24 protein-coding genes and 1 other RNA gene are annotated in these 23,968 nt (G+C 42.4%); 11 read left to right on the forward strand and 14 right to left on the reverse strand.

All coding sequences use genetic code 11. The features are described from left to right. Window positions 1–1,971, reverse strand: coding sequence for a penicillin-binding protein 2 (mrdA, locus tag CYK47_RS01350; protein WP_122898186.1), 1,971 nt, complete (start codon window positions 1,969–1,971; stop codon window positions 1–3). A 279-nt stretch (window positions 1,972–2,250) separates the two neighbouring features. Here mrdA and CYK47_RS01355 point away from each other — a divergent pair, with 279 nt between their 5' ends. From CYK47_RS01355 to CYK47_RS01365, 3 genes are all read left to right on the forward strand, one after another. Next, entirely contained in the window at window positions 2,251–3,567 is a 1,317-nt protein-coding gene (locus tag CYK47_RS01355; protein ID WP_122898188.1) for a DUF445 domain-containing protein, read from the forward strand. A gap of 66 nt (window positions 3,568–3,633) precedes the next feature. Further along, window positions 3,634–4,293, forward strand: coding sequence for an adenylate kinase (adk, locus tag CYK47_RS01360; protein ID WP_122898190.1), 660 nt, complete (start codon window positions 3,634–3,636; stop codon window positions 4,291–4,293). A gap of 73 nt (window positions 4,294–4,366) precedes the next feature. Then, window positions 4,367–4,549 (forward strand): hypothetical protein, encoded by a 183-nt coding sequence (locus CYK47_RS01365; RefSeq protein ID WP_164709127.1) that lies wholly within the window; start codon window positions 4,367–4,369, stop codon window positions 4,547–4,549. A 21-nt stretch (window positions 4,550–4,570) separates the two neighbouring features. Here the strand turns inward: CYK47_RS01365 and nth are convergent, their stop codons facing one another. Both nth and CYK47_RS01375 read right to left on the reverse strand, forming a co-directional pair. Next, window positions 4,571–5,278: an endonuclease III gene (nth, locus tag CYK47_RS01370; protein WP_122898194.1), complete on the reverse strand. Its 708-nt coding sequence runs from the start codon at window positions 5,276–5,278 to the stop codon at window positions 4,571–4,573. A gap of 1 nt (window position 5,279) precedes the next feature. After that, window positions 5,280–6,074, reverse strand: coding sequence for an RnfABCDGE type electron transport complex subunit B (locus tag CYK47_RS01375; protein ID WP_122898453.1), 795 nt, complete (start codon window positions 6,072–6,074; stop codon window positions 5,280–5,282). 338 nt (window positions 6,075–6,412) lie between these two features. Here CYK47_RS01375 and gdhA point away from each other — a divergent pair, with 338 nt between their 5' ends. Next, window positions 6,413–7,756, forward strand: coding sequence for an NADP-specific glutamate dehydrogenase (gene gdhA / locus CYK47_RS01380; protein ID WP_122898196.1), 1,344 nt, complete (start codon window positions 6,413–6,415; stop codon window positions 7,754–7,756). A 59-nt stretch (window positions 7,757–7,815) separates the two neighbouring features. Here the strand turns inward: gdhA and CYK47_RS01385 are convergent, their stop codons facing one another. From CYK47_RS01385 to rlmH, 3 genes are all read right to left on the reverse strand, one after another. Further along, complete coding sequence (locus CYK47_RS01385) at window positions 7,816–8,580, reverse strand: META and DUF4377 domain-containing protein (RefSeq protein WP_122898198.1); 765 nt, start codon at window positions 8,578–8,580, stop codon at window positions 7,816–7,818. A gap of 111 nt (window positions 8,581–8,691) precedes the next feature. Then, complete coding sequence (locus tag CYK47_RS01390) at window positions 8,692–9,468, reverse strand: DODA-type extradiol aromatic ring-opening family dioxygenase (RefSeq protein ID WP_122898200.1); 777 nt, start codon at window positions 9,466–9,468, stop codon at window positions 8,692–8,694. A gap of 97 nt (window positions 9,469–9,565) precedes the next feature. Continuing rightward, window positions 9,566–10,048, reverse strand: a complete 483-nt coding sequence (gene rlmH / locus CYK47_RS01395) for a 23S rRNA (pseudouridine(1915)-N(3))-methyltransferase RlmH (RefSeq protein ID WP_122898202.1) — start codon at window positions 10,046–10,048, stop codon at window positions 9,566–9,568. A gap of 138 nt (window positions 10,049–10,186) precedes the next feature. Between rlmH and CYK47_RS01400 the strand changes: the two genes are divergently transcribed. Then, window positions 10,187–11,107 (forward strand): M28 family peptidase, encoded by a 921-nt coding sequence (locus CYK47_RS01400; protein ID WP_252150236.1) that lies wholly within the window; start codon window positions 10,187–10,189, stop codon window positions 11,105–11,107. Window positions 11,108–11,315: 208 nt separating this feature from the next. On the opposite strand, the gene lon is transcribed toward CYK47_RS01400, so the two are convergent. The 4 genes from lon to CYK47_RS01420 all read right to left on the reverse strand — a co-directional run bounded on the left by lon (window position 11,316) and on the right by CYK47_RS01420 (window position 16,407). Next, complete coding sequence (lon, locus tag CYK47_RS01405) at window positions 11,316–13,742, reverse strand: endopeptidase La (protein ID WP_122898204.1); 2,427 nt, start codon at window positions 13,740–13,742, stop codon at window positions 11,316–11,318. A 121-nt stretch (window positions 13,743–13,863) separates the two neighbouring features. After that, window positions 13,864–14,463 (reverse strand): 5-formyltetrahydrofolate cyclo-ligase, encoded by a 600-nt coding sequence (locus CYK47_RS01410; protein ID WP_122898206.1) that lies wholly within the window; start codon window positions 14,461–14,463, stop codon window positions 13,864–13,866. Window positions 14,464–14,557: 94 nt separating this feature from the next. Next, window positions 14,558–15,451: an OmpA family protein gene (locus CYK47_RS01415; RefSeq protein WP_122898208.1), complete on the reverse strand. Its 894-nt coding sequence runs from the start codon at window positions 15,449–15,451 to the stop codon at window positions 14,558–14,560. Window positions 15,452–15,876: 425 nt separating this feature from the next. Further along, window positions 15,877–16,407, reverse strand: a complete 531-nt coding sequence (locus CYK47_RS01420; protein ID WP_122898210.1) for an OmpA family protein — start codon at window positions 16,405–16,407, stop codon at window positions 15,877–15,879. Between the two features lie 333 nt (window positions 16,408–16,740). Here CYK47_RS01420 and CYK47_RS15765 point away from each other — a divergent pair, with 333 nt between their 5' ends. Beyond that, window positions 16,741–16,863 carry a hypothetical protein gene (locus CYK47_RS15765; RefSeq protein ID WP_267313879.1) on the forward strand — a complete coding sequence of 41 codons (123 nt, stop codon included), beginning with the start codon at window positions 16,741–16,743 and terminating at the stop codon, window positions 16,861–16,863. An 83-nt stretch (window positions 16,864–16,946) separates the two neighbouring features. Here CYK47_RS15765 and ssrS read toward each other — a convergent pair. From ssrS to CYK47_RS01435, 3 genes are all read right to left on the reverse strand, one after another. Beyond that, a non-coding RNA gene (gene ssrS, locus CYK47_RS01425) (6S RNA) lies at window positions 16,947–17,131 on the reverse strand. 90 nt (window positions 17,132–17,221) lie between these two features. After that, window positions 17,222–17,536, reverse strand: a complete 315-nt coding sequence (locus tag CYK47_RS01430) for a cell division protein ZapA (RefSeq protein ID WP_122898212.1) — start codon at window positions 17,534–17,536, stop codon at window positions 17,222–17,224. Continuing rightward, on the reverse strand, window positions 17,537–18,088 hold the full coding sequence (locus CYK47_RS01435; RefSeq protein ID WP_122898214.1) for a hypothetical protein: 552 nt from the start codon (window positions 18,086–18,088) through the stop codon (window positions 17,537–17,539). A 64-nt stretch (window positions 18,089–18,152) separates the two neighbouring features. Here CYK47_RS01435 and CYK47_RS01440 point away from each other — a divergent pair, with 64 nt between their 5' ends. From CYK47_RS01440 to CYK47_RS01460, 5 genes are all read left to right on the forward strand, one after another. Further along, window positions 18,153–18,791, forward strand: a complete 639-nt coding sequence (locus CYK47_RS01440; RefSeq protein ID WP_122898216.1) for a UPF0149 family protein — start codon at window positions 18,153–18,155, stop codon at window positions 18,789–18,791. A gap of 32 nt (window positions 18,792–18,823) precedes the next feature. Continuing rightward, on the forward strand, window positions 18,824–20,149 hold the full coding sequence (gene pepP / locus CYK47_RS01445; RefSeq protein ID WP_122898218.1) for a Xaa-Pro aminopeptidase: 1,326 nt from the start codon (window positions 18,824–18,826) through the stop codon (window positions 20,147–20,149). A gap of 31 nt (window positions 20,150–20,180) precedes the next feature. Beyond that, the gene (locus tag CYK47_RS01450; protein WP_122898457.1) at window positions 20,181–21,389 is read left to right on the forward strand and encodes an FAD-dependent oxidoreductase; all 1,209 of its coding nucleotides are present in this window, start codon (window positions 20,181–20,183) and stop codon (window positions 21,387–21,389) included. Then, window positions 21,386–22,621, forward strand: a complete 1,236-nt coding sequence (locus tag CYK47_RS01455; protein ID WP_122898220.1) for an FAD-dependent monooxygenase — start codon at window positions 21,386–21,388, stop codon at window positions 22,619–22,621. Before CYK47_RS01450 ends, CYK47_RS01455 begins: the two co-directional genes overlap by 4 nt. Window positions 22,622–22,775: 154 nt before the next feature. Then, entirely contained in the window at window positions 22,776–23,024 is a 249-nt protein-coding gene (locus CYK47_RS01460) for a hypothetical protein (protein ID WP_122898222.1), read from the forward strand. 30 nt (window positions 23,025–23,054) lie between these two features. Here CYK47_RS01460 and rsmI read toward each other — a convergent pair whose 3' ends face one another. Beyond that, a complete protein-coding gene (rsmI, locus tag CYK47_RS01465) occupies window positions 23,055–23,894 on the reverse strand; it encodes a 16S rRNA (cytidine(1402)-2'-O)-methyltransferase (RefSeq protein ID WP_122898224.1) in 840 nt (279 codons plus the stop codon). Between the last annotated feature and the right edge of the window lie 74 nt (window positions 23,895–23,968).

Below are 23,968 nucleotides of genomic sequence, written 5' to 3' on the forward strand. Positions count from 1 at the left end.
TTAATCTCGTTGTGTCGCAGTTGGCAGCGCACTTTGATCTGCTTGTAAGATGTTGTTGCCACTTGGTAATTCACTTGGTTTAAGACCCGCGGTCATTAAACCACCACTAATTTGAGCGGCACTTGGACGAATCGGATCTTTTTCGCGCTTGAGTAACCAATAGTCAAACACAGGACGGGCCAGGGCAGTGGCGGCGCTACCGCCACGACCATTTTCTAAAATGACAGCAATGGCAATTTCAGGTTTTTCAGCAGGGGCAAAGCCGACAAATAAACCATGATCAAGCTGTCGGTCGGTGAGTAGTGCTTCGTTATAGCGTTTACCTTGGGCAATACTTTTTACCTGTGCAGTCCCTGTTTTAGCTGCAATTTGGTATTGTAAGCCTGATTTAATGCCTTTACCTGTACCCGACTGAATCACATCCACCATTGCGGCACGCATTTTAATCCAATCTTCGGGTTTGCCATTAAAGTCAATTTTGCCATGCGTCCCATTATGGACTTTAAAGTTTTTGGCACCGCGACTTTCACGTAAGACATGCGGGGTAACTTTAGAGCCTTGGTTGGCGGTAATAGCGGTGGCCATAGCAAGCTGTAATGGGGTCGAAGTAAAGGCACCTTGCCCAATACTCACCGAAATGGTTTCACCTTTGAGCCATTTAGCCTCGCGGGTACGCATTTTCCATTCTGGGTTTGGATATAAGCCGCTACTCTCACTCGGTAAATCAATACCAGTTTTCTCACCAAAGCCAAATTGGCGCATCCATGTATTCATTTTCTCAATGCCCATGCGATACGACAACACATAAAAATAGGTGTCACAAGAAACTACCTGTGCTTTATGCATATTGACACTGCCATGACCAGATTTTTTATGGTCACGGAAACGGTGGCTATCGCCCGGTAAAGTAAAGTAACCTGGATCTGAAATGGCAGTTTGCCAATCGACATAACCATAATGAATCCCGCCTAAACCAAACATGGGTTTAATGGTTGAACCAGGTGGATATACCCCCTGTACAGCACGGTTATACAAAGGCTGATCGAGGTTGTCGCGTAACGCGGCATAATTGGTGGTGCTAATCCCAGTTACAAATAAATTGGGGTTAAAACTTGGACTAGACACTAAAGCTAACACTTCACCTGTATTGGGATCCATGGCCACAATTGCCCCACGACGACCTGCCAATTGTTCCGATGCCACCATTTGTAAGCCATAATCTAAAGATAAAAATAGATCATTACCACGAATCGGATCTTTACGGCCTAAATGACGTAATACATTACCAAAGGCATCGGCTTCGACGGATTCATTTCCCGGTACGCCGTGTAATAAATCTTCATAGGATTTCTCGACGCCAATTTTACCAATCAGGTTGGTGCCCGCGTAGGCATCTTTATCAATCTTTTTTAATTCTTTATCGTTGATACGCCCGACATAACCAATCACATGTGCAAACAATTCGCCATGCGGATAATAGCGCGTCATTTGTGTTTCAATATTCACCCCCGGAAATTGATATTTAATTTCACTAAATTGGGCAATATCTTGTTCGGTTAAATTCAGTTTAATTGCTACACGTTCAGTTTTACGTGAGGTCTTAATGCGGCTTTGAAAGCCTTTAATATCGTCTTCGGTTAAATTTAACACTGGGGTTAAACGCGCTAAGGTTGCGTCTATATCATCTACATCGGCACGACTTAAGGTGGCTGAAAATACAGGATAGTTATCGGCCAATAAAATCCCATTACGGTCGTAAATATAGCCACGCGCGGGAGCTAAAGGCTGTAAACGAATGCGGTTTTTGTCAGACGCAGTACTAAATTCTTCATAGCTGATAATCTGCAAGTAGGCATAACGTGAAACCAACAGGATTAAAAAGAACAGCACAATCCCCATAGAAATAAAAACGCGATTGCGAAAAATGCGCTTTTCTAGTTGAACATCTTTAAGGGGCAAGTGCTGTTTCATACGCAATCGGCTTTGAAATGGAGATCGAAAAAACGAAGAGGCATATTCTAACGCATATCCATGCCGTTTGCGCCGACCAACCTCAAAAAAGCACCAGATTGTTGACTTTTTCTGAAGTCACTTGGCGCTGATGAGAGTGTCGTGTTATACATTTTCGCAACATAGCTAGGTGACGACTGCTTAAAAAAATGGTTATGATAGAGCAGCTTAATGCAATCACCCAGAATATTGGCGCAATTTTTGGCTTAAACCACCCCAAACCATCGTTGGAATCCTTACATGCTTGAGTACATCCATGAATTGTGGCTTGCGTTTTTAAATCGACCCGATTTTTGGGCAGTACTGAGTATTGTGCCAGTCACCGCCTTTGTGACCTGGGCGCATGTCTGGATGGCATTAAAGATGGTATTTTTCCCCGTTAATTTTTGGGGCTTCCATCTTGGGCCAATTCCAGTCGGTTGGCAGGGCATTGTGCCGCGTAAGGCAGGTCATATTTCTGGGGTCATTACCGATAATGCCTTATCTAAACTAGGTTCATTGCAAGAATTTTTACAAGCCATGGACCCCGAAGAAATGGCAGAAATTATTGGTGTGCAGGTTGATGCTGACCTAGAAAACCTTATTGAAGAAGTGATGATGGAGCGTAATCCTATTTTATGGGAAAACGTACCTTATGCAATTAAGCGGCGTATCTTTGCCCAAGCACATAAACAGCTGCCTGCCATTTTAAAACAATTAGTCACTGAACTGACCATGAATGTGGAAAGTTTAGTCGATATGCGGGAAATGATTGTGCGTCGTATGGAAAGTGACCGACGTTTAATGGTGCGCATGTTTTTAACTGTGGGTCAAAAAGAAATTAATTTTATTTGGCATATTAGCGCCTTGATTGGCATGGTATTTGGTCTTGTACAAATGATTGTTTGGTTTGTGGTGCCATGGCATTGGACAGTACCATTTTGGGCGGCCATTTGGGGCTTGCTGACCAACTGGATTGCGATTTGGATGGTCTTTAATCCGATGCTGCCGCATCCTGTGCGTTACCCACAATTTTTTCAACGCACGCAAGATCACGCATTTCCTTGGATCAAGCCTATTGTACCCCGTATCGGTACTTATAATATTCAAGGCGCGTTTATGAAACGCCAAGACGAAGTCTCGACGGTGTTTGCCAAAATTGTGACCGAAGAGCTCATTACTTTAAAAACCATCATGACCGAAATGATGTATGGTAGTCGCAAGGATCGCACGCGCCGTATTGTAAAGCGTCATATTAATCAAATTATGGACACTCCGCTGGTACGCACCACCTTACAGCTGTCGTTGGGGCCAAAAGAGTACGCAAAACTCAAGACAGACTTGATTGATCGCTCAATTGAAATTACGATGGTGCCTGTATGCGACCCAGCCTTTAATGCGAGCCGTGCACAGAAAATCTATCAAATGTTCCGTGATCGTATTCGAGACCTAACGCCACAAGAGTTTCAGAATTTGTTACGTCCTGCTTTTCAGGAAGACGAATGGATTTTGATTGTATTGGGGGGAGTGACCGGATTCTTGGCCGGTTTAATACATTTGTTTGTGGCTTTCTTATAAAATCGATGCTGACAGGCCAATCGCTTGAAGTGTCATATACATGTTAAACATGAGGATGTTTTTATTATGCGCATTATCTTACTCGGACCACCTGGAGCAGGTAAAGGTACACAAGCTCAGTTGATCTGTAAGCGCTACAATGTCCCACAAATTTCAACCGGTGATATGCTCCGTGCTGCAATTCGTGAAGGATCAGAACTTGGCCTACAAGCTAAAAGCGTGATGGAAAGTGGTGGTTTAGTTTCAGATGAACTCATCATTGGCCTAGTAAAAGAACGTATTGCGCAACCTGATTGCGTGAATGGCTGTATTTTTGATGGTTTCCCACGCACGATTCCACAAGCTGAAGCGTTAGAAAAAGAAGGCATCAACATCGACCATGTGATCGAAATTGATGTACCAGATGAAGAAATCGTACAACGTTTATCGGGTCGTCGTCAGCACCCTGCATCGGGTCGTGTTTATCATATCGTTTACAACCCACCAAAAGTGGAAGGTAAAGACGATGAAACAGGTGAAGATCTTGTACAACGTGCCGATGACCAAGAAGAGACAATTCGTAAGCGTTTAGGTTCATACCATGCTGAAACTGAACAACTGGTTGGTTTCTACCAAGGTCGTGCAGCGTCTGGCGAAAATGCACCAACCTATGACAAATTAAATGGTCTACGCCCAATCGACGAAGTTCAAGCTGATCTTTTTGCGATTTTAGGCGAAGCAAAATAAGTTTTTGACTTGTTTTGACATTAAAAGAGTCCTAAGTCATATTAGGGCTCTTTTTTTGTGTTGAGAATTGGATGTGCTAAAAGTTGGCGCGATTTTATTGGTGATTGTCGGTGCGATTTTAGTGTTGGGCCTAATCTACATCAGTTTTAAAATGTTACGTCAAACGCAACAACAACAGCGTGAGCAAGGCGTCAAAAAAGACTATCAACTCCATCCCAAGTTACAAGAAGACTTAGATAAAAATAACAAAAAATAAGCTTCAAAAAAATATCGATGCTTATGCATCGATATTTTTCACTAAAATGGGTTTATTGGCACCAAAATCAAAACGATCTGGCCAGTTGCATACATCACTGACCACACATTCATGGCATTTAGGCTTGCGTGCTATACAACAATAACGTCCGTGCAAAATCAGCCAGTGATGGGCATCTAACATAAATTCTTTGGGAATAACCTTGAGTAAACGCTGCTCGACTTCAAGTACATCTTTACCTATGGCTAAACCAGTACGATTACCCAAACGGAAAATATGCGTATCGACTGCCATAGTCGGTTGACCAAAAGCGGTATTCAGCACCACATTGGCGGTTTTACGCCCCACGCCGGGCAACGCTTCTAAATCTTTACGGTTATTGGGGACTTGACTGCCATGTAACTCAATCAGCATCTTACAGGCTTTAATCACGTTTTCGGCTTTGGAGTTATATAAGCCGATGGTTTTAATATATTCCTTTAAACCATCCACGCCTAAGGCGTAAATCGCTTCGGGTGTATTGGCGACAGGAAATAATTTGTCGGTGGCTTTATTAACACTCACGTCAGTCGCTTGAGCAGATAAAGTGACTGCCACCAAAAGTTCAAACGGACTGGAAAAATTAAGCTCAGTAGTCGGATTTGGGCGTTGTTCGCGTAAACGTTCAAAGAAAGTTTGCACTTGCTTTTTGCTCATCTTTTTTACAGCTTTACCGCTGGTACTGAGCATATTATTCTCCCTGTAATACAATAAGCTGTTGACTTAAATCAGCTAATAAAGCACGTTTATGGGCATCTTCGCGTACACTGAGTTGTTTTTCTAATTTTTTAATTTGGGTGCGTAATTTGGCCAGTTCGATGGTGGTTTTTGCATCTAGGTCTGCTATTAAATCACTTTTCTTTTCAATCACTTCAATCGTAGGTACTTGGTCGCTGGCTTGCGAGAATTGGGCAAAAAGTTGCGTATCAATTTCGGCACGTACCACAGGGCCTTTACGGTCTAAACGACGACGTTCTTCACGTTGAATATGCGCATAATAGCGTGAACGTAGGTCGTTTTGTTGTTGCTCACGCTCGCGCTTGCTCGGCACAGGTTTAGGGTCAGGGATTAGATCAATACAGTCGACGGGGCACGGTGCAATGCACAGTTCACAACCTGTACACAAATCACTTAAAACGCTGTGCATGAGTTTGCCTGCACCTAAAATTGCATCCACAGGACAAGCGCTAATGCATTTGGTGCAGCCGATACACTCATCTTCACGAATCACGGCTTTCATTTGCTGTGGACGACCATCGTTTTGAATCGGCCAAACACTTGGTTCGGCAAGTAGGGCAGGACGTTGCAAAATTTGCGCCAAAGCATCTGCCACAGGCTGACCACCAGGCACACATTTGTTGGTAGCTTCGCCTTCAGCCATGGCTTTGGCATAAGGCAAGCAGCCATCACGGTGACCGCAGAGTCCACATTGAGTTTGCGGTAATTGAGCATCAAGCTGTTGAATCAGAGAAATTTGAGCGTTCATAAAGTGATCTTGCCCATCGGCGCAACAAGAATTAATTGGGAGGATAAAGTTAAGCATATTAGCATGTTTTTAAATGAAATGTTTTGCGCAAAAATGGTTCAAGTCTTGCCTTATAACTGCGCGATTTGAGCTGAAAAAATCATAAGAAAAAGTTATTTAACTTATGATAAAAAGTAGGGAAAATTAATTTAAATGGTTGTTATTAAATCTAAAAAAAAGTTTTTTTCAAAAAACTATTGCTGATTGTTAACAAAAGATATTAAATTGTCTGCGCCAAAATACATCATTGATTGAAATTTTGACCAATTTTGATCCATTTATCTGCTGAGGATTAAGCGTTGAAATACAACAGCCTTAACGACTTCCTAGATTACGTTAAAACACGTGACGCACATCAACCAGAGTTTCTTCAAGCCGTTGAAGAAGTAATGACCAGTCTTTGGCCATTTATTGAAAAGAACCCTCAATACGCAGACCATGGTTTGCTTGAGCGTTTAGTAGAGCCAGAACGTGCGATTCAGTTCCGCGTTTCTTGGGTAGATGACCAAGGTCAAACTCATGTAAACCGTGCATTCCGTGTACAGTACAACTCAGCAATTGGTCCGTTTAAAGGTGGTATGCGTTTCCATCCATCGGTAAACCTTTCAATTTTAAAATTCTTAGGTTTCGAACAAACCTTTAAGAATGCCTTAACAACATTGCCGATGGGCGGTGGTAAAGGCGGTTCAGACTTTGACCCTAAAGGTAAGTCTGAAGGCGAAATCATGCGTTTCTGCCAAGCGTTAATGATCGAATTATACCGTCACTTAGGTTCAAACACAGATATCCCAGCGGGAGATATTGGTGTAGGTGGCCGTGAAGTGGGTTACATGGCGGGTATGATGAAGAAGCTCAGCAATGACACTTCATGCGTATTCACAGGTAAAGGTTTAACTTTCGGTGGTTCATTGGCACGTCCTGAAGCAACAGGTTACGGTACAGTTTACTTTGCTGAAGAAATGCTTAAAACCCGTGGCGAAAGCTTTAAAGACAAAGTTGTAACGATTTCAGGTTCTGGTAACGTTGCGCAATTTGCTGCTGATAAAGCACTGTATTTAGGTGCTAAAGTTGTGTCATTGTCTGACTCAGCGGGTACTGTTTATGTGAAAGACGGTTTCACAGAAGAGCTTCTGAAAGAAGTGATGGAACTTAAAAACGTAAAACGTGGTCGTATCTCAGAATTCGCGTCTAAACATGGTTTTGAATACCTAGAAGGTCAACGTCCTTGGGGTATCAAATGTGATATCGCATTGCCATGTGCAACTCAAAATGAGTTAGATGCTGATGATGCAGCAAAATTACTTGCTAACGGTGTTATCTGTGTTGCTGAAGGCGCTAACATGCCATCAACTTTAGGCGCAGTAGAAAAATTCGTAGAAGCGAAGATTCTTTATGCACCAGGTAAAGCATCAAATGCCGGTGGTGTTGCGACTTCTGGTCTTGAAATGTCACAAAATGCATTGCGTTTAGGTTGGACATTTGAAGAAGTAGATGAGCGTTTACACGCAATCATGAAAGAAATTCACCGTAACTGCGTGAAGTTTGGTACTAAAGAAGACGGTACTGTAAACTATGTAGACGGTGCCAACATTGCAGGCTTCGTAAAAGTGGCTGACGCAATGCTAGCGCAAGGTGTTTACTAATTTTAAGTTAGTTCTCACTCAAAAAAACCGCTCCTATTGAGCGGTTTTTTTATGTCTGATTATTTCAGCATGCCACGCTCAATGGTCATATCATAGATATAGGCGTATTTAGATTGATCTGCAGCAGGATTTTTGATGTCATAACGTTTGACCCGAATCACTTGGCGTTCTTTGGGATTATGCTCAAAGCCTTGGATTTGACCGTAAAATAAGCTCCAGTTAGCATCCTGATGGATTTTCAGCCCTTGTTGATTATAGCGGATCTCTTTGACCTGTAAGCATTGCTGACGCATCATGCCCGTACAGGTTTTGGTTTGTGGATGAATTTCATAGAACATCACCTGACCTTCGCCTTGGTATTGGGTTTCTGCGGTCATGCTGCCCGTAAACACATAACGTTTCCCTGTATTATCCATTAAGGTAAGGGTGGGTTTTTGAGAGTCGCTAGCATCAATCACAAAAGGGATCTTGGCCTGATCAAACAGCTGCGCCGCAAATGCTTCTTGGCGCATGGCAGCAGTTGGACAAGCCATTTGTGTCATCATACTATTACCTGTGACTAAGTCTTGACCATCCACTTGCCATGAGGTGGCAATGGTATTACAACTGGTGCTGATAGCAAGACGCCCATCTTGAGCAAAGTTTAAGATGAGTGGCTTAGGCGCACCTGTATCGGTTTGCCAAGTATATGCCGCAAGGGTTTTGGTTGGATTTTTTTGTTGTAGCAGTTGCACGGCCTGATCTCGTACATTTTGAATATCATGAGTTTGACAAGCTGCCAATGATAGAGGCAATAAAACAAGAGCAATATAAGATAAGCGCATGAGATACGTCTTCTATTTTATTGAAAATACAGCCTTTAATATAATTAAAAAAAACGGATAATTTCGCTAGATTTAGTAGCAAAATGTATCCGCTGAGATTGTTTAATTTTTTTAATCGAAGCGATAAATATCCATTCCTAAAGCACCCATTGTAAAGCTACTGTGTACAATGCTAAAACGCGGACCTGTGCCCATGGCAAAAAACAGCGGGGCAAAATGTTCAAGGGTTGGGTGATTGTTTTGCAAATAAGGAATTGTGGCGTAATCTAAAATCGCCTCGATATCGCTATGCTGTAATTTATGCACCACATAATTACGGAAGGTCGAAGCCCATGTGGGTACGCTCGCAGGGCGTCCATCCCAAGCCAATTCACGTAAATTATGCGTGATACTGCCAGAACCAATCAATAAAATTTGCTCTTGGCGAAATGCTGCCAGCACTTGTCCAATTTGATAAATTTCATGACTGCTTATTTGCATGGGTAAAGAGATTTCCACCACTGGAATATTGGCATCTGGGTACATATGTAACAGCGGCATCCATACGCCATGATCACGCGGACGACTACTATTGGCATGTGCATGCAGACCTGCTTGATTCAGACGATCTAAGATTCGTTCAGCTAATTCAGGCGCACCTGCAGCTGGATAGCGAATCTCGTAGAGTTCGGCAGGGAAGCCACGAAAGTCGTGCCATGTATCAGGACGTGTGGCTGTACTGACTTCTAAGGCCTGACTTTCCCAATGCGCAGACATCACGATAATGGCTTGTGGCTTGGGTAAATTAAGGCTTAAACGCTGTAAGGCTGGCCCGACTTGTTCAGGGTTGATTGCAAGCATCGGAGAGCCATGCGAGATAAATAAGCCGGGAAGAGTCTGTAGCTTCATACCTTAATACCAAATTCAATCAAGAACATGATTGTGTCAAATGTCAGTGTTGCGATAAAGTCTGAGTTGTTCAACGTATTGTTGCAAATATAAAACGTTATCCAGCGCGATGATAGGGATGATTGTGGTTAATGCTCATGGCGCGATAGAGCTGCTCAATCAGCATGACACGTACCATCGGGTGCGGTAGAGTGAGTTTAGAGAGAGACCAGTGCCATGCTGCGGCTTTACGCACCGCCTCAGAATGACCATCAGGCCCACCAATCGCCAGTACAATATCATTGCCTTCGAGCATCCAAGCTTTCATGGTTTCAGCCAGTTTTTCGGTGCTAAATTCACGGCCACCCACCTCTAAAGCAATCAGCACTTCATTGTGTTTCATGGCATTTAAAATGCTGTCACCTTCAAGATTACGGTATTTTAAAATATCGGCTTCGGAGTCATTTTTACCGCGTTTAGCCATCGGCAACTCAATAATTTGGGTTTGTACAAAGGGTTGAATACGTTTGAAATAGTCTTCAAAACCAGTTAATACCCATGCTGGCATTTTTTGCCCAATGGTCAAAATACGAATTTTCATAACGAATGCTTGCCTGTCAATCAAGCGCTCAGTATATACTGCGCGTGCGACTTTAGGAAAAAGCCTCTTGAAAAGCAGGCTGGATTTATGGTTTATAGAAGAAAAAAGCAACAATCATTGATGATGGAATAAAAATAAATGCGTTTGATTATTGGCGGTTTTATTGGGGTTGTGCTCACATTAGCAAGCACCGTCAACGCTGCACCCGCTCAAGCAGAGGCGGACAATATTAAGTTATTTTTGGCACAAGTACTGGGGCCAATGCAATATGCACGCAATTATAAAAATCCACAGGAGTTAAATCGCACCGCTGCATGGCTCATGGAACAAATGCGTTTATTTTCAATTCCTTGCCAATATCAGAATTTTAATTTGAATCAAAAGCAGTATCGTAATGTAGTGTGTCATTTGAATGCAGGTCATTCGGACAAAGTCGTGCTTGGCGCACATTATGATGTAGAAGGGGAGAGTCGCGGCATCAACCATAATGCCTCGGGTGTGGCGGGTGTGGTTGAAGCAGCGCATGTGCTGAGTCAACATAAAAACAGCTTAAAACATAATGTAGAATTTGTGTTTTATACCTTAGGCAGCGCTCCTTATTTAAATAGCGAACACATGGGCAGTATTCGACATGCCAAAAGCTTAGTTAATGCAGCAGAACCTGTTAAAGCAGTCTATATATTTGATCAAATTGGCTTTTATGATCATGCTGCCGTACAACAGTATCCGATTGGGTTAAAATGGTTATATCCAGAACATGCCAATTTTGTGGCGGTGGTCAGCAATATGGCCTCGCGCGAGATTGCAGCGCAGTACTGTCAAAACATGCAAGCATTAGATCAATTGGACTGTGAGCGCTTTAGTTTGCCTGTATTAAACGTTTTTGCAGATTCTGATCATTTAAGTTATTGGAAATACAATCTACCTGCTGTGTTAATTACCGATACAGGCGCTTATCGTAATACCAATCAATACCGCCCTGAGGTAGAAATACAACGTTTAGACTATAAAAAAATGGCAGCAGTGATCAATGGTGTAGTCAATAGTATCAGTCAATAGATATAAAAAACGCAGTCCTTAAAAGCCAAAGGACTGCGATTAAAAAGATCATCCGTCTGGAGACACAGATGACCAAAACAATAGCTAAATGTATTGTCAGTATCTTGTATAAAGTGCGGTTAAATGACTGAGATTGCAAGTTTAACCAATAAAAAGTTACATAAAAAAGAGCGCCGTGGCGCTCTTTTTGCTTTAAGTTTTGCCTCAATTAATGACGCGCAACTTTTTCTTCACTGCTGGTTTTAACTAAAGGTGTTTTGCTCAAAGGTTTAGGTTGTTCCACTAAAGCCAATGGTAAAATTTCATCAATCGATTTCACCGCTTTAATTTCTAGACCTGCTTTGACATTTTCTGGAATTTCAGCCAAATCACGCACGTTGTCTTGCGGGATAAACACCAGTTTTACGCCACCACGATGTGCAGCCAGTAGTTTTTCTTTTAAACCACCAATACGCATCGCACGGCCACCAAGGCTAGTTTCACCCGTCATCGCGATATCTGGACGAATCGCAATTTTGGTAAATGCTGAAACAAGGGCAGTGGTTAATGCTAAACCGGCTGATGGACCATCTTTAGGTGTCGCACCCTCTGGTAAATGCACATGTACATCAGTTTCTTCAAAACGTGATGCTTCAATGCCAAGTTCGTCAGCACGTGTACGTACCACGGTCATGGCAGCAGTGATGGATTCTTTCATCACATCGCCCAAAGAACCCGTGGTAATAAATTTACCTTTACCCGGTACTGCAGCCACTTCAATAGTGAGTAATTCACCGCCAACTGAGGTCCATGCTAAACCATTAACACGGCCCACTTCTGGCGTTTCTTCCGCCATACCAAAGTCAAATTTATGTGGTCCTAAGTAATCAGGCAGATTAGCCGAGGTCACTTCAAGTTGTAGGTTTTTGGCTTTTTTGCTGACCGCTTCTTTAACTACTTTACGCGCAATTTTAGATACTTCACGCTCTAAGCTACGTACACCCGCTTCACGCGTATAGCGTTGTACGATGTCACGGATCGCTTCTTCATGCACAGTCAATTCTTTAGCACGTAGGCCATTGTTCTTAATAGCTTTTGGTACTAAGTAACGTTCAGCAATATTGACTTTTTCATCTTCGGTATAACCTGGTAGACGAATCACTTCCATACGGTCAAGCAGCGCTTCAGGAATATTCATGCTGTTGGCAGTACAGATAAACATCACTTCAGATAAGTCTAAATCTAGATCAAGATAGTGATCGTTAAACTTACTGTTTTGTGATGGATCAAGTACTTCAAGTAATGCAGAAGCAGGATCACCACGGTAGTCTTGCGCCATCTTATCGATTTCATCGAGCAAGAATAGTGGGTTTTTTACCCCAACTTTGCTGAGTGACTGCACAATTTTACCTGGCATCGCACCAATATAAGTACGACGATGACCACGAATTTCCGCTTCATCACGCACGCCGCCAAGCGCCATACGCACAAATTCACGACCTGTTGCTTTAGCAACCGATTCACCCAATGAGGTTTTACCCACACCAGGAGGACCAACTAAGCATAGAATTGGACCACGTAATTTTTTCACGCGTGATTGCACTGCGAGATATTCGACAATACGGTCTTTGACATCGTCTAAACCATAGTGATCTGAATCTAAAATATCTTGGGCTTTGTTTAAGTTAATACTGACCTTGCTGGCTTTGTTCCAAGGCGTATCCAAAATCACTTCTAAGTAATTGCGCACGACAGCTGCTTCACTTGAAGCGGGTTGCATCGCTTTTAACTTACGGAATTCGTTTTCAGCTTTTTTGCGTACATGCTCAGGTAAATCAGCTTCGCTTAAACGACGCTCAATTTCAGCAACATCATCTTCGGCACCACCATTCATGTCAGAAAGTTCGCGCTGAATCACCTTCATTTTTTCATTTAAGAAGTATTCGCGCTGATTCTTTTCCATTTGGCGTTTGACTGAATCATGCAAAGTTTGCTCAATCTGTTGTTCTTCAGATTGTTGCAGCAAATAGGTCATGAGTTCAGTTAAATGTGCTTCAAACTCGTCATGTTCTAAGAACTTTTGTTTTACATCAATATTCAGTGGAACACGAGTCGCAACAAAGAACAATAACTGCAATAAGTCATCAATTTTATTCGCAGCTGCAATCAATTCACGCGCATTACGTAATTTAGCTTCAGCGTATTGGGCAAATAAAGCACGTAATTCAAGCAGGCGGTTTTCTTGAGTTTCTTGCTCAAGCGTCACGCTCATTGGGCTTAAACTATGCTCAGCAGTTAAATAGCTGTCTTGGTCGATAATGCGTTCTAGTTTGGCGCGGTGTAGGCCTTCTATGAGGACCTTAATACAGTTTTCATCATTTTCGTGATTTACAACTTGCACAATCTTCGCGACAGTACCGTATTGATATAAATTATCGTGATCAATTTCTTCTGTAAGCGAATCTTTTTGTGCAACTACAAATACAAGATTGTCACTGTTACGCGCCACATCAACTGCATTGATCGATTTTTCACGACCAACAAACAGCGCAATTTGCATGTGTGGATACACCACAACATCACGTAGCGCTAAAAGAGGTAATATGCTTGGCACCTCTAGTGCTAAGGTTTCTTCATTCATCATAATTTCAGACATGGGCACTCCTAGGTGACAACGGTGTTGCCATGATTTAATAGTGATGGGTAATTTTAAAAATACAAGTGTAAAAACCAATAATTTCTATGAAAACTAGAAAAATTGTACATTTATCTTCGTATTAGGCTGAAGTGTGGCGCTTAAACTTTAAAAAATGCTGTGGTGTTAGTAACGCATCTAGCGGTTGATCCCAAACCTCACGCACCAAGGGTTGATCCAATAACTGAAAATCGTGCGCTAGACCCAAACGATAGGGTTTTTTATGGGCCCGTGATAAAGTTTTATCATAAAAACCACCGCCCATGCCTAAGCGTGTACCCGTATGGTCACAGGCCAATAGCGGCATAATCAGCAAATCAAGGTGGCGCACAGAATAGGCACGGCTTTGCATGGCCTGTTGCATGCCCAAACGATGCTGAGCAAAACGACGAGTTAAATATTGTTGTTGGTTGATCTTTACCCAGTGCAAATGCTGGTTCATATTGCAAATCATCGGTAAATACACCTGTTTCCCTAAACGAAAGCATTCAAGGATCAATAGACGGGTATGGATTTCACCAAAGGCATGTAAATACAACCCAATACGTTGCTGCTGTTTAAAAATAGGGTGGTGACGTAGCCGTGCAAAGATGAGCTGCTGAGATTGGCGCTGTTTAAAGCTAGAAACACGACGACGTTGTTGACGCAGTTGGCGCCGTAATTGTGCTAAGGATGAAGACATAAAGAAGCGCATAAAAATACGGATATAAGGCAATATAAACTTATATCCGTAAAATCAAAATCCTGAGCTTAACTTTAAACTCAGGATTTTTGTATTATTTCACTTTTTTCACACCGCTAATTGCAACAGTTACACGGCGATCTGGTTGCAAGCATTCAATTAACTTCGCACGAGGTGTAACGCCTTGACAGCCATTGGTTACAGGTTGAGTTTCACCTGCACTTGAGTGGCTTAAGATGTTGGCAGGCACACCGCGAGTAACTAAGTATTCACGTACAGTCTTGGCACGGTTCATACCTAATGTATAGTTATATTGATCTGAACCTAGACGGTCAGTGTGACCAATCAATTCAATAGAATTCACAGACACATAACCATTACGAATTACATCAGCAACTTCGTCAAGTTTAGCACGTCCGGCTGGAAGTAAATCTTCAGTTTTAAACTTATCAAACTTAAACAGCGTATCGGCTGCAAGGTTAATGAACTCTGGTGGTGGCGGTGGCGGTGGTACTGGTTTTTCACAGTTAATATTTTTACGACCACTGCTATGGTTGATAATCGGACGGTTATTTTCGTCCAAAGACAACACTAATTTATTGTCACGTAGGCCATCATTGACACAGATTTTAACTTCATCAACCAAGCATTTGCCGGTATTACAATTACGTACCTTTAAGGTGTAAGTTTCTGGTTTTACGTAGAAAGAACCGGTGTTGTTAGCATAGAAGTCAGCAACTTTGTGATCATTGATATAAAAATAAGTTGGACATTTTTGCTTATCTAAAGTATCTGGCGGGCAAAGTTTACTATCACGCTGTACATAAAGTGGCTTAGCACCAGCATGTTGTACTTGAAAGGGTGGATAGATATTGGCCGGCTTACTATAATCAGCCGGTTTAGGGGGCTGGCTATAGTCATAAGGCTTGCTCGTACAGGCAGACAGTCCCACGACGAGCGCTGAAGCAATGATGATTTTATTTAACATAGTTCAACCTATAGTTGTTATTTTCACTTGAATACACTGCAATGCTGCGCGCATTCGCTTATAGTTGTTTAGTACATTTTATAGCCAAGTATGGTTAAATTATTTAAATGATTTTTTCTCGCTCTTGGCTGAACAAAATGCTCTCGTAAGATTAGAGTCTGATGACCTTGGGATTATTCTAGAACAATGTATAAATTATGAACACTCCTGAAAGATTAACAAAGTGCAGATGGCTAAATAAGTAGCTGTAAAATAAAAAAATATTTTAAGAAAAAAATTGTATTTTGATTAATAAAATTTCAAAAAATGCAAAAAGAAGGTTGTTTTTGTGATGGGCTAAGCAGTTTTGTTTGTTTGCTGTGAAATACTTTACTTGAAAATTGAAATAAAAACTCAGCCAAAATAGCTGAGTTTTTATATGAAAATTAACGTTTATTCCCTTGTATTCCAATACTTACCCGACGATCAGGTTGTAAACATTGGATCAGACTGGCACGTGGGCTGACATTTGGACAGCCATCAGTTACGGGTTGATTTTCACCAGCGCTCTTATACGACATGATGTTGGCAGGAATACCACGACTGCGTAAATAATCATACACAGTTTTGGCGCGTTTCATCCCTAGAGTATAGTTATATTCAGCTTGACCTAAGCGGTCGGTATGACCCACTAACTCAATACTTTGAATAGAAACATAGCGTGCTTTTAGACCTTGGGCAATTTCATCTAACTTCGCACGTCCAGCAGGCAATAAGTCACTGCTGCTTGAACCATTAAATCTAAATAAGGTGTCTGAAGTTAAGTTAATGTATTCCACGGGTTGTGGCATTGGTTGCATCGGTTTTGTTGGTTTAGTAGGTTGTACTTCAATATACGAAGGCACTTTGGCTTGTTTATGACAGCCGACTAAAGCCAGCATAATTGCTGTGACAAAGGCTGCTTTATAATTCAACATAGATCCACCTGTACAGTTGGTATCAAGAGCGCTCAAAGCATAGCAAGGGTTATAAAGTTGATTGAGTAAAGAGTAAGAAATTGAGCGTTTGATTGTTGTTGTGTGTTGTGGCTAAGGTTAGGCAATCCTCGCCCTTCCATACTCTGCTGTGTTTACAGAGATCTATTATCTTAAGCTATGCGAGGCTGCAATGACGTCAAAAAAATGTAGCAAAAAATTTATCTGATTTTTAGATTGTAAGTATTAAATTTATCAGTTTTACCTATTTTAAATCGCTCGCTATAGTAAGCGCATTGAAGAAACTTCTCCCCAATTAAGTAAAAAGTTCGAGCTATGTTAAAAGTAATTTGCGTTGCATTATTAGCGGCATTGGTTAGCGCATGTAGTTTCAATCCAGTGTATTACGATGAGCTACGCCAAGCAGAAGCGCAGCAGCACCGTATGATGGGTCGTTAAGGTAGCATAAACGTCAAAGGCAAGTTGAACTTGCCTTTGAGACAAAAAAATCCCAGTATCTCGTACTGGGATTTTTATAGAATTTTTTATCCGACGGTGCCGCTGCATGTCATTACCCTTGAACCCGAAGAGTTCAAGGTGGACGCGACGCATACTTGCTGGGTTTCCCACTCGAGGTGGGCATACGCTCTAAATATGCAGAACGCAATCCGTAAGTTTAAGTATCGGCTCAGGGGAATAGACCCGCTGGCGTACACCTCAGACGTAGGGCAAGTATAACTGAACTTAGGCGCTTGGCAACTTTTTGTCGCGCTAACAATGTAAACTTAGATTGCAACTGTTTAGACTTTGTACAAAATTAATCTGTCTGCGGCAGCGGATTTTTTTCTGCAACATATTGATCTAGTTCTGCTAACACATTGCTAAGTAAAATTTCGCAATGCTCATACTCTTGTACACTTTTGTTGAGTGATAAAACCTCTTGCATTAGCTCTAAAGCCACCATAATGATCAGCTTGCTAGGTTCCATACGAGGTGCTTTACGACGAAACTCTTCATATTTTTCATTTAGGAGTTCAACGGCATGTTCAAGCTCAGGCTGTTTTTCTGCGGTTGTCGCTAAACGAAAGCTATGTCCAAGTACTCGTAGTTCTACTGGAATTTGTTCACTCATTTATACACCCTCATTCTGATCGCTAAGTTCAGCAAGCTTGCCAATTTCTTCAGCATTTTTATCTTGAGGGGTGCCCAAAATATTTAAGCGTTGAATAATGGCTTCAACTTTGGCTTGTGCCAGTTCATTTTTTTGTAATAAACGTCCACGTTCTTGTTGTAACGCGTTAATTTCTAACTGGCTTTGGCGTTGTTCATTTTGTAACTTTTCTTGTAGCGTACGTAACTCATTACGCTCAGATAAAATTTCTTGAAAGCGGTTTTTTAGATCAGTACAGCTTTTTTCTAAACGATTATATCGATCAGCAAGCGCTGCAGCATCGTGTGTCATCTGCTTCAGTTGCTTATTGCTTTGGCTGGCTTTTTCAGTGAGCTGATCAATTTCTTGCTGCTTTTGCGTGATAATGCCAATTTTTTGCGCAATTTCGGCATGATGTTGCTCGGCCTCAGTTGCTTTGGCGCTATGCAGCAGTTGATTTTCTTGCTCATAGTGATCAAGGCGCGTCTTTAACGCACTAATATGCGCCTGAAGACGCTGTAATTCTTCTAACATAACGGAGTCGCACAGTATTGCAAACAAAGGTAATATATACGAAGTATAGAGATTGGATAAGCGAATGCAAGACGATATTTCAGGTTGGAACGAGTGGGACGGTAATTTTGCTGAGATTGAAGAAATTTCAAGCCCAAGCGAATTACATGGTTTAGTAACTGGCGTGATCTGTGTGACTGAAGCGCCAACAGCGGATGAGTGGCAGCAAATCTTAGCCACATTGAATGTACCGCCACTGGATGAGGAAGGTTTAGAGTTATTGGCTCAAGAAGGTGAAGATATCGCGCATGCTTTATCGGAAGAAGAGCTAGATTACTTGCCTTTATTACCAGATGACGAGCATCCACTCGCAGAACGCGTACAGGCTTTGGCAGATTGGGCAGCAGGTGTAGTACTTGGCTTTGGTTTGGCTTCAGGTCATATCCGTCCTGACGAATTAGAACTGATTGAACATTTACAAGATGTTGCGGCAGTTGAATTTGATGAATCAGATAATGACGAAGAAGGTGAGCAAAGCTATCAAGAGTTATACGAATTTGTACGTTTAATTCCAATTAGCTTGTCGATGGGTCGTAAAAAGGTTGCAGTGGCTGAAAGTTCTTTGTTACAAAATTACCAAGCAAAATCGCGTATTGCTGCAGCCATGAACGGTGAAACGCAACAAGACGTGGTGGAAATGTTTACCCCACATCGTCCAAGCTAAGGCAATTCCTACTTTTTAAGAAGAACTTTTCAATGACAAAACTGACTCAAGCTGATTTTCAAGCCCGTCGTGATCGTTTAGCCGAACAGATGGGGCCACGTAGTATTGCGATTATTGCCACCAATCAGGTGTATATGCGTAACCGTGATGCGGATTACAAATTCCGTGCTGATAGTAGCTTTTTCTATCTCACCGGATTTGCTGAACCTGAAGCTGTGGCAGTGATTGAAACCTTTGACGATGCAGAAGAAGGCTATAGCTATAGCTTATTTTGCCGTGAACGCGATCGTGAAATGGAAATTTGGCATGGTTACCGTGCAGGTGTAGATGGCGCGATCGATGACTTTGAGGCGGATGAAGCCTATGCCATTGATCTGCTTGATGAGGAAATCATTGAGAAGTTACTCGATAAAGACCAATTGTTTTATCGTATTGGGCAAAATGCAGATTTTGATGCGCGTGTTGCCAAATGGATTGCCAATGCCAACGGTGAATCGCGCCGTGGCACCAGTGCCCCAGAGCAAATTATGCAATTGGATGCAATTTTGGATGAAATGCGTTTACATAAAGACGCGCAAGAAATTGTACTGATGCAAATAGCCTCAGATATTTCTGCCCAAGCACATACCCGTGCCATGCAAGCGGTGAAACCGGGCATGATGGAATATCAGCTTGAAGCAGAATTGAATTATATTTTTGGTCAGCATGGCTGTGTGCCGTCATATAATAGTATTGTCGGTGGTGGTCAAAACGGCTGTATTTTGCATTATGTGGAAAATAACCAAGAACTCAAAGACGGCGACTTAGTTTTAATTGATGCAGCGTGTGAGTATGAGCTATATGCCTCAGATATCACACGTACCTTCCCAGTGAATGGTAAATTTAGCCCAGAACAAAAAGCCCTGTATAACCTTGTCTTAGATGCGCAAATTGCCGCAATTAATGCAGTGCAAATTGGCAATTCTTATAAAGAGCCACATCATGTTGCAGTCGATATTTTGGTGCAAGGCTTACTTGATCTAGGCATTATGCAAGGCGACAAAGAAAAAATTATTGCCCAAGAAACCTATCGTCAATTTTATATGCATGGTACGGGGCATTGGCTGGGCATGGATGTGCATGATGTCGGTCGTTATAAAGTCGATGGTGAATGGCGTAACTACGAAGAAGGTATGGTGGTCACAGTAGAGCCGGGACTGTATATCGCGCCAGACGATGAGACAGTCGATGAAAAATGGCGTGGTATTGGTATTCGCATTGAAGATGATGTGGTGGCAACAGGTAACGGGCCTGTGGTACTCACGCAAGCTGTGGTAAAAACAGTAGAAGATATCGAAGCGCTGATGGCGCAAGCATAACAAGACTTTTTTATTTTAGGGAATGCATATGTTGCAACAACAGGTTGTCATCGTTGGTGGTGGAATGGTGGGCTTAAGTTTGGCACTCATGCTGGCCAAAGCCGGTATTCAAGTGAAGCTGTTAGAAGCGATCTCATATCCAAATTATGACGATGCCAATTTAGCCCCATACCATTCAAGTTTTGATGCCCGAAATACGGCATTGTCACGTCGTAGCGTACAAATTTATCAAGAATTGGGTTTATGGGATGTGTTGCAACAATATGCCACCCCAATTTTACAAGTGGATATTACTGAGCAAGGCAGTTTTGGTAAGGCGCGTTTAATTGCTGAAAAAGAAAAAGTCGAAAGCTTTGGTCAAGTGATTGAAAACGCATGGCTTGGTCGTATTCTACTCAGCCAAGCACGTCAGCATACAAATATTGAACTGATTGATGGGGTACAAGTGACCTCATTAACGCAAGATCAACAGATGGCTTATCTTACAGCTCAACGCGGTGATGAACTGTTAAACATCGAAGCCCCTTTGGTGATTGCTGCAGATGGCCGTGATTCCTTTTGTCGTAAAGCCTTAGGTATTGGTTTTTCAACCCATGAGTATGATCAAGTCGCGATTGTGACTACCGTGCAAACGTCAAAACCGCATCAACATATTGGTTTTGAACGCTTTAGTGCATTAGGGCCTTTGGCATTGTTGCCTTTACCGGGCGAATATCGTCGTTCTGTGGTTTGGCCTGTGAAAAAAGGCACCGAACATGAATGGCTCGGTGAAGAAAATGATCAGCATTTTTTAAGCGCATTACAAAATACCTATGGCGATCGTGCTGGTAAATTTGAAAAAACGGGTAAACGCTTTACTTATCCATTGTCACAAGTGTTAGCGGAAAAACAAGCGGTGGGGCGTGTGGTACTCATGGGTAATGCAGCGCATACCATTCATCCTGTTGCCGGACAAGGTTTTAACTTGTGCTTACGTGATGCGCATGTGTTACGCCGCTTCTTGATGGAGCAGTTGGCCGAGCAGCAAGATATTGGTGAGCCAGAGATGCTCAAAGCTTATGAGCAAGCGCGTATTAAAGATCAACAGCGCGTGATTCGTTTTTGTGATCTAGTAGTGCGCGGTTTTAGCAATCAAAACATCATTTTAAAACTGATTCGCAATACTGGTCTGGTTGCATTTGAAACTATTCCGGGCTTTAAACCTTTGGTCGCTAATTATGCGATGGGGCTTAAAGCATGACAGATCAGGTCTTAGACGTTGTCATTATTGGCGGTGGTCTGGTCGGCGGTTTAACTGCGCTATTATTGGCGCAGGGCGGGGTACAGGTCACAGTTTTAGATGCAGCACCTGTCTTAGATGCCAAGCAAGTGTTGGCACAAGCCAATTCACGGGTATTGGCTTTAAGCCAAGCCAGCATTCATCTACTCAAAACCGCTGGGGTATGGCAGCATATCGCTCGTCAAATGCCATATAGCGGTATGCAGGTGTGGAACAAAAATGGCTATGGCGAGATTATGTTTGGTCAGGCCAGTACACGTACGCCATGGCAAGAACACATCTTAGGTTCCATGGTCGAACCGAGCATTTTAAACCTTGCGATTCAAAGCCAAATGCAAAGCGCGGTGCAGGATTATCGTACGCAAGTCAAGGTGCTACGAATTGAGCAGGCCAATGAGGTATGGTTTATTCATTTAGCAGATGGCACAAAGCTTACCACCAAGTTAGTGATTGGTGCCGATGGCGCCAACTCTTTTGTGCGTGAACAGGCCTTTATTGACTTAGATGTTTTAGATTACAAGCAAGCTGGTTTAAGCTGCGCGATTCGTACCCAAAAGCCGCATCAATATGTCGCACGGCAGATTTTTTTAGAAACAGGCCCTTTGGCGTATTTACCTATGGCAAGTTTAACGCCTGAACAGAATGGTCACTGGCAATCCATTGTTTGGACTTTGCCTGAGGATTATGCCGAAGAATATGCCCAATTAGACGATGCTGCATTTTGCAAATTACTTAGCTTAGAAAGTCAGCATATGTTGGGTGAGGTATTGGAAGCAACCCCACGCGCGACTTTTCCACTTAAAGCCCGTGCTGCTCAAACGTATGTGCGTGATGGTTTAGCCTTAATTGGCGATGCTGCGCATGTGATTCATCCATTGGCAGGCCAAGGGGTCAATATTGGTTGCCTTGATGCTGCCGTGCTGTGTGATGCCTTATTGCGCGATGCTGAGCGTGGCGTATGGGCGCATGTGCAAACTTTAAGACGTTATGAACATAGCCGTAAAGGCCAAAATGAAGCCATGATGCATAGCATGTCTGCGCTAGGTTGGTTGGAAACCACCCAGTTGACGCCTGTGGTTTGGGCACGTAATTTTGGGCTTAAACAGGTAGAACAATCTGCTTGGGCTAAAGATTTATTTATGCAACAAGCGGCAGGTTTAAACAGTTTGAAAAATACCCGTTATGCCATATAGCCTAAGTCACTCGTTTTTTGTGCAGTCATCAAGAAATGGTTACGATTTTGATTAAAAAAAGCACAATTTTGTTACTCATAGTACTAGGCGAAACGCCAATTGCTTGCTAAATTTCTTCATAATTTACAGACGATGTCATTCTGGGGAGATTATAATGACTGATGCCAATGATTATGATGAAGTAGACGAAACCGCAGTAGATGAAGACGAAGCGCAAGCAGCAGAAAAAGGCGCGAGCGTAAGCGAAGATACACCAAGCGATACCGATGTTGCAGAAGCTGAAACATTAACGGTAACGGCAAAGCAAAAGCAACGCCAAGCTTTAGAGGACGAAGTTGCAGCATTCTTAGCACGCGGTGGTCGTATTACCGAAGTGCCTGCCGATGAAAATGTACGTGACTAAAAAGAAGCCTCGCAATTGCGAGGCCTTTTTTTAAGCTTTATCGGTCAGTTCTAAAGCGCGTTGATAAGCGACTTTCTTTTTAATACCCGTTAAGTCTGCTGCCAATTGCGAAGCTGCTTTTACAGATAAATCTTGTAATAAACGCGTTAATAACTGATCAAGTTTTTCTTGTTCTAAATCTTTTTCAACGGTCGCACCGCCAATCACTAAAACAATTTCACCTTTTTGCTGATGGTGATCATTTTTAATAAATTCAACCAATGCACCTAAAGTCATTTTTTTAATGGTTTCAAAGGTTTTGGTAATCTCACGCGCAAAACCCACAGGGCGATCAGCACCAAACACATCCGCCATATCTTGCACACAATCTAAAATACGATGCGGTGCTTCATAAATAATTAAAGTTTGCGTTTCATCTTTTAAACGATTGAGATGTAATAAACGCTGTGATTGTTTTGAAGGTAAAAAGCCTTCAAAACTAAAACGGTCACTTGGTAAACCTACTGCGCTTAAGGCTGCAATAGCTGCACATGCCCCAGGGACAGGAATCACACGAATACCGTTTTCTTGTGCGGCACGTACCAATTTAAAACCAGGATCACTAATGAGAGGCGTTCCTGCATCACTAATGAGCGCCATATTTTCACCGTTCACTAAGCGCTGAATCAACAAATCAATCTTGTTGCTTTCATTGTGCTCATGACAGGCGGTCAAAGGCGTATTAATATTAAAATGTTTAAGCAGTTGCGCTGAGGTGCGGGTATCTTCGGCGGCAATAATACTCACCGATTTGAGGACCTCAATCGCACGATAGGTGATGTCATCTAAATGCCCAATTGGCGTAGCGACCACAAATAACTGAGCACTCATCGAACTCTCCTCAACAATAAAAATACAGGCAATCGGCTATTTTACCCGAAAAGCCAGCCAAAAAGGGTGCAGAT

Source organism: Acinetobacter sp. B51(2017), assembly GCF_003711395.1.
GTDB lineage: Bacteria > Pseudomonadota > Gammaproteobacteria > Pseudomonadales > Moraxellaceae > Acinetobacter.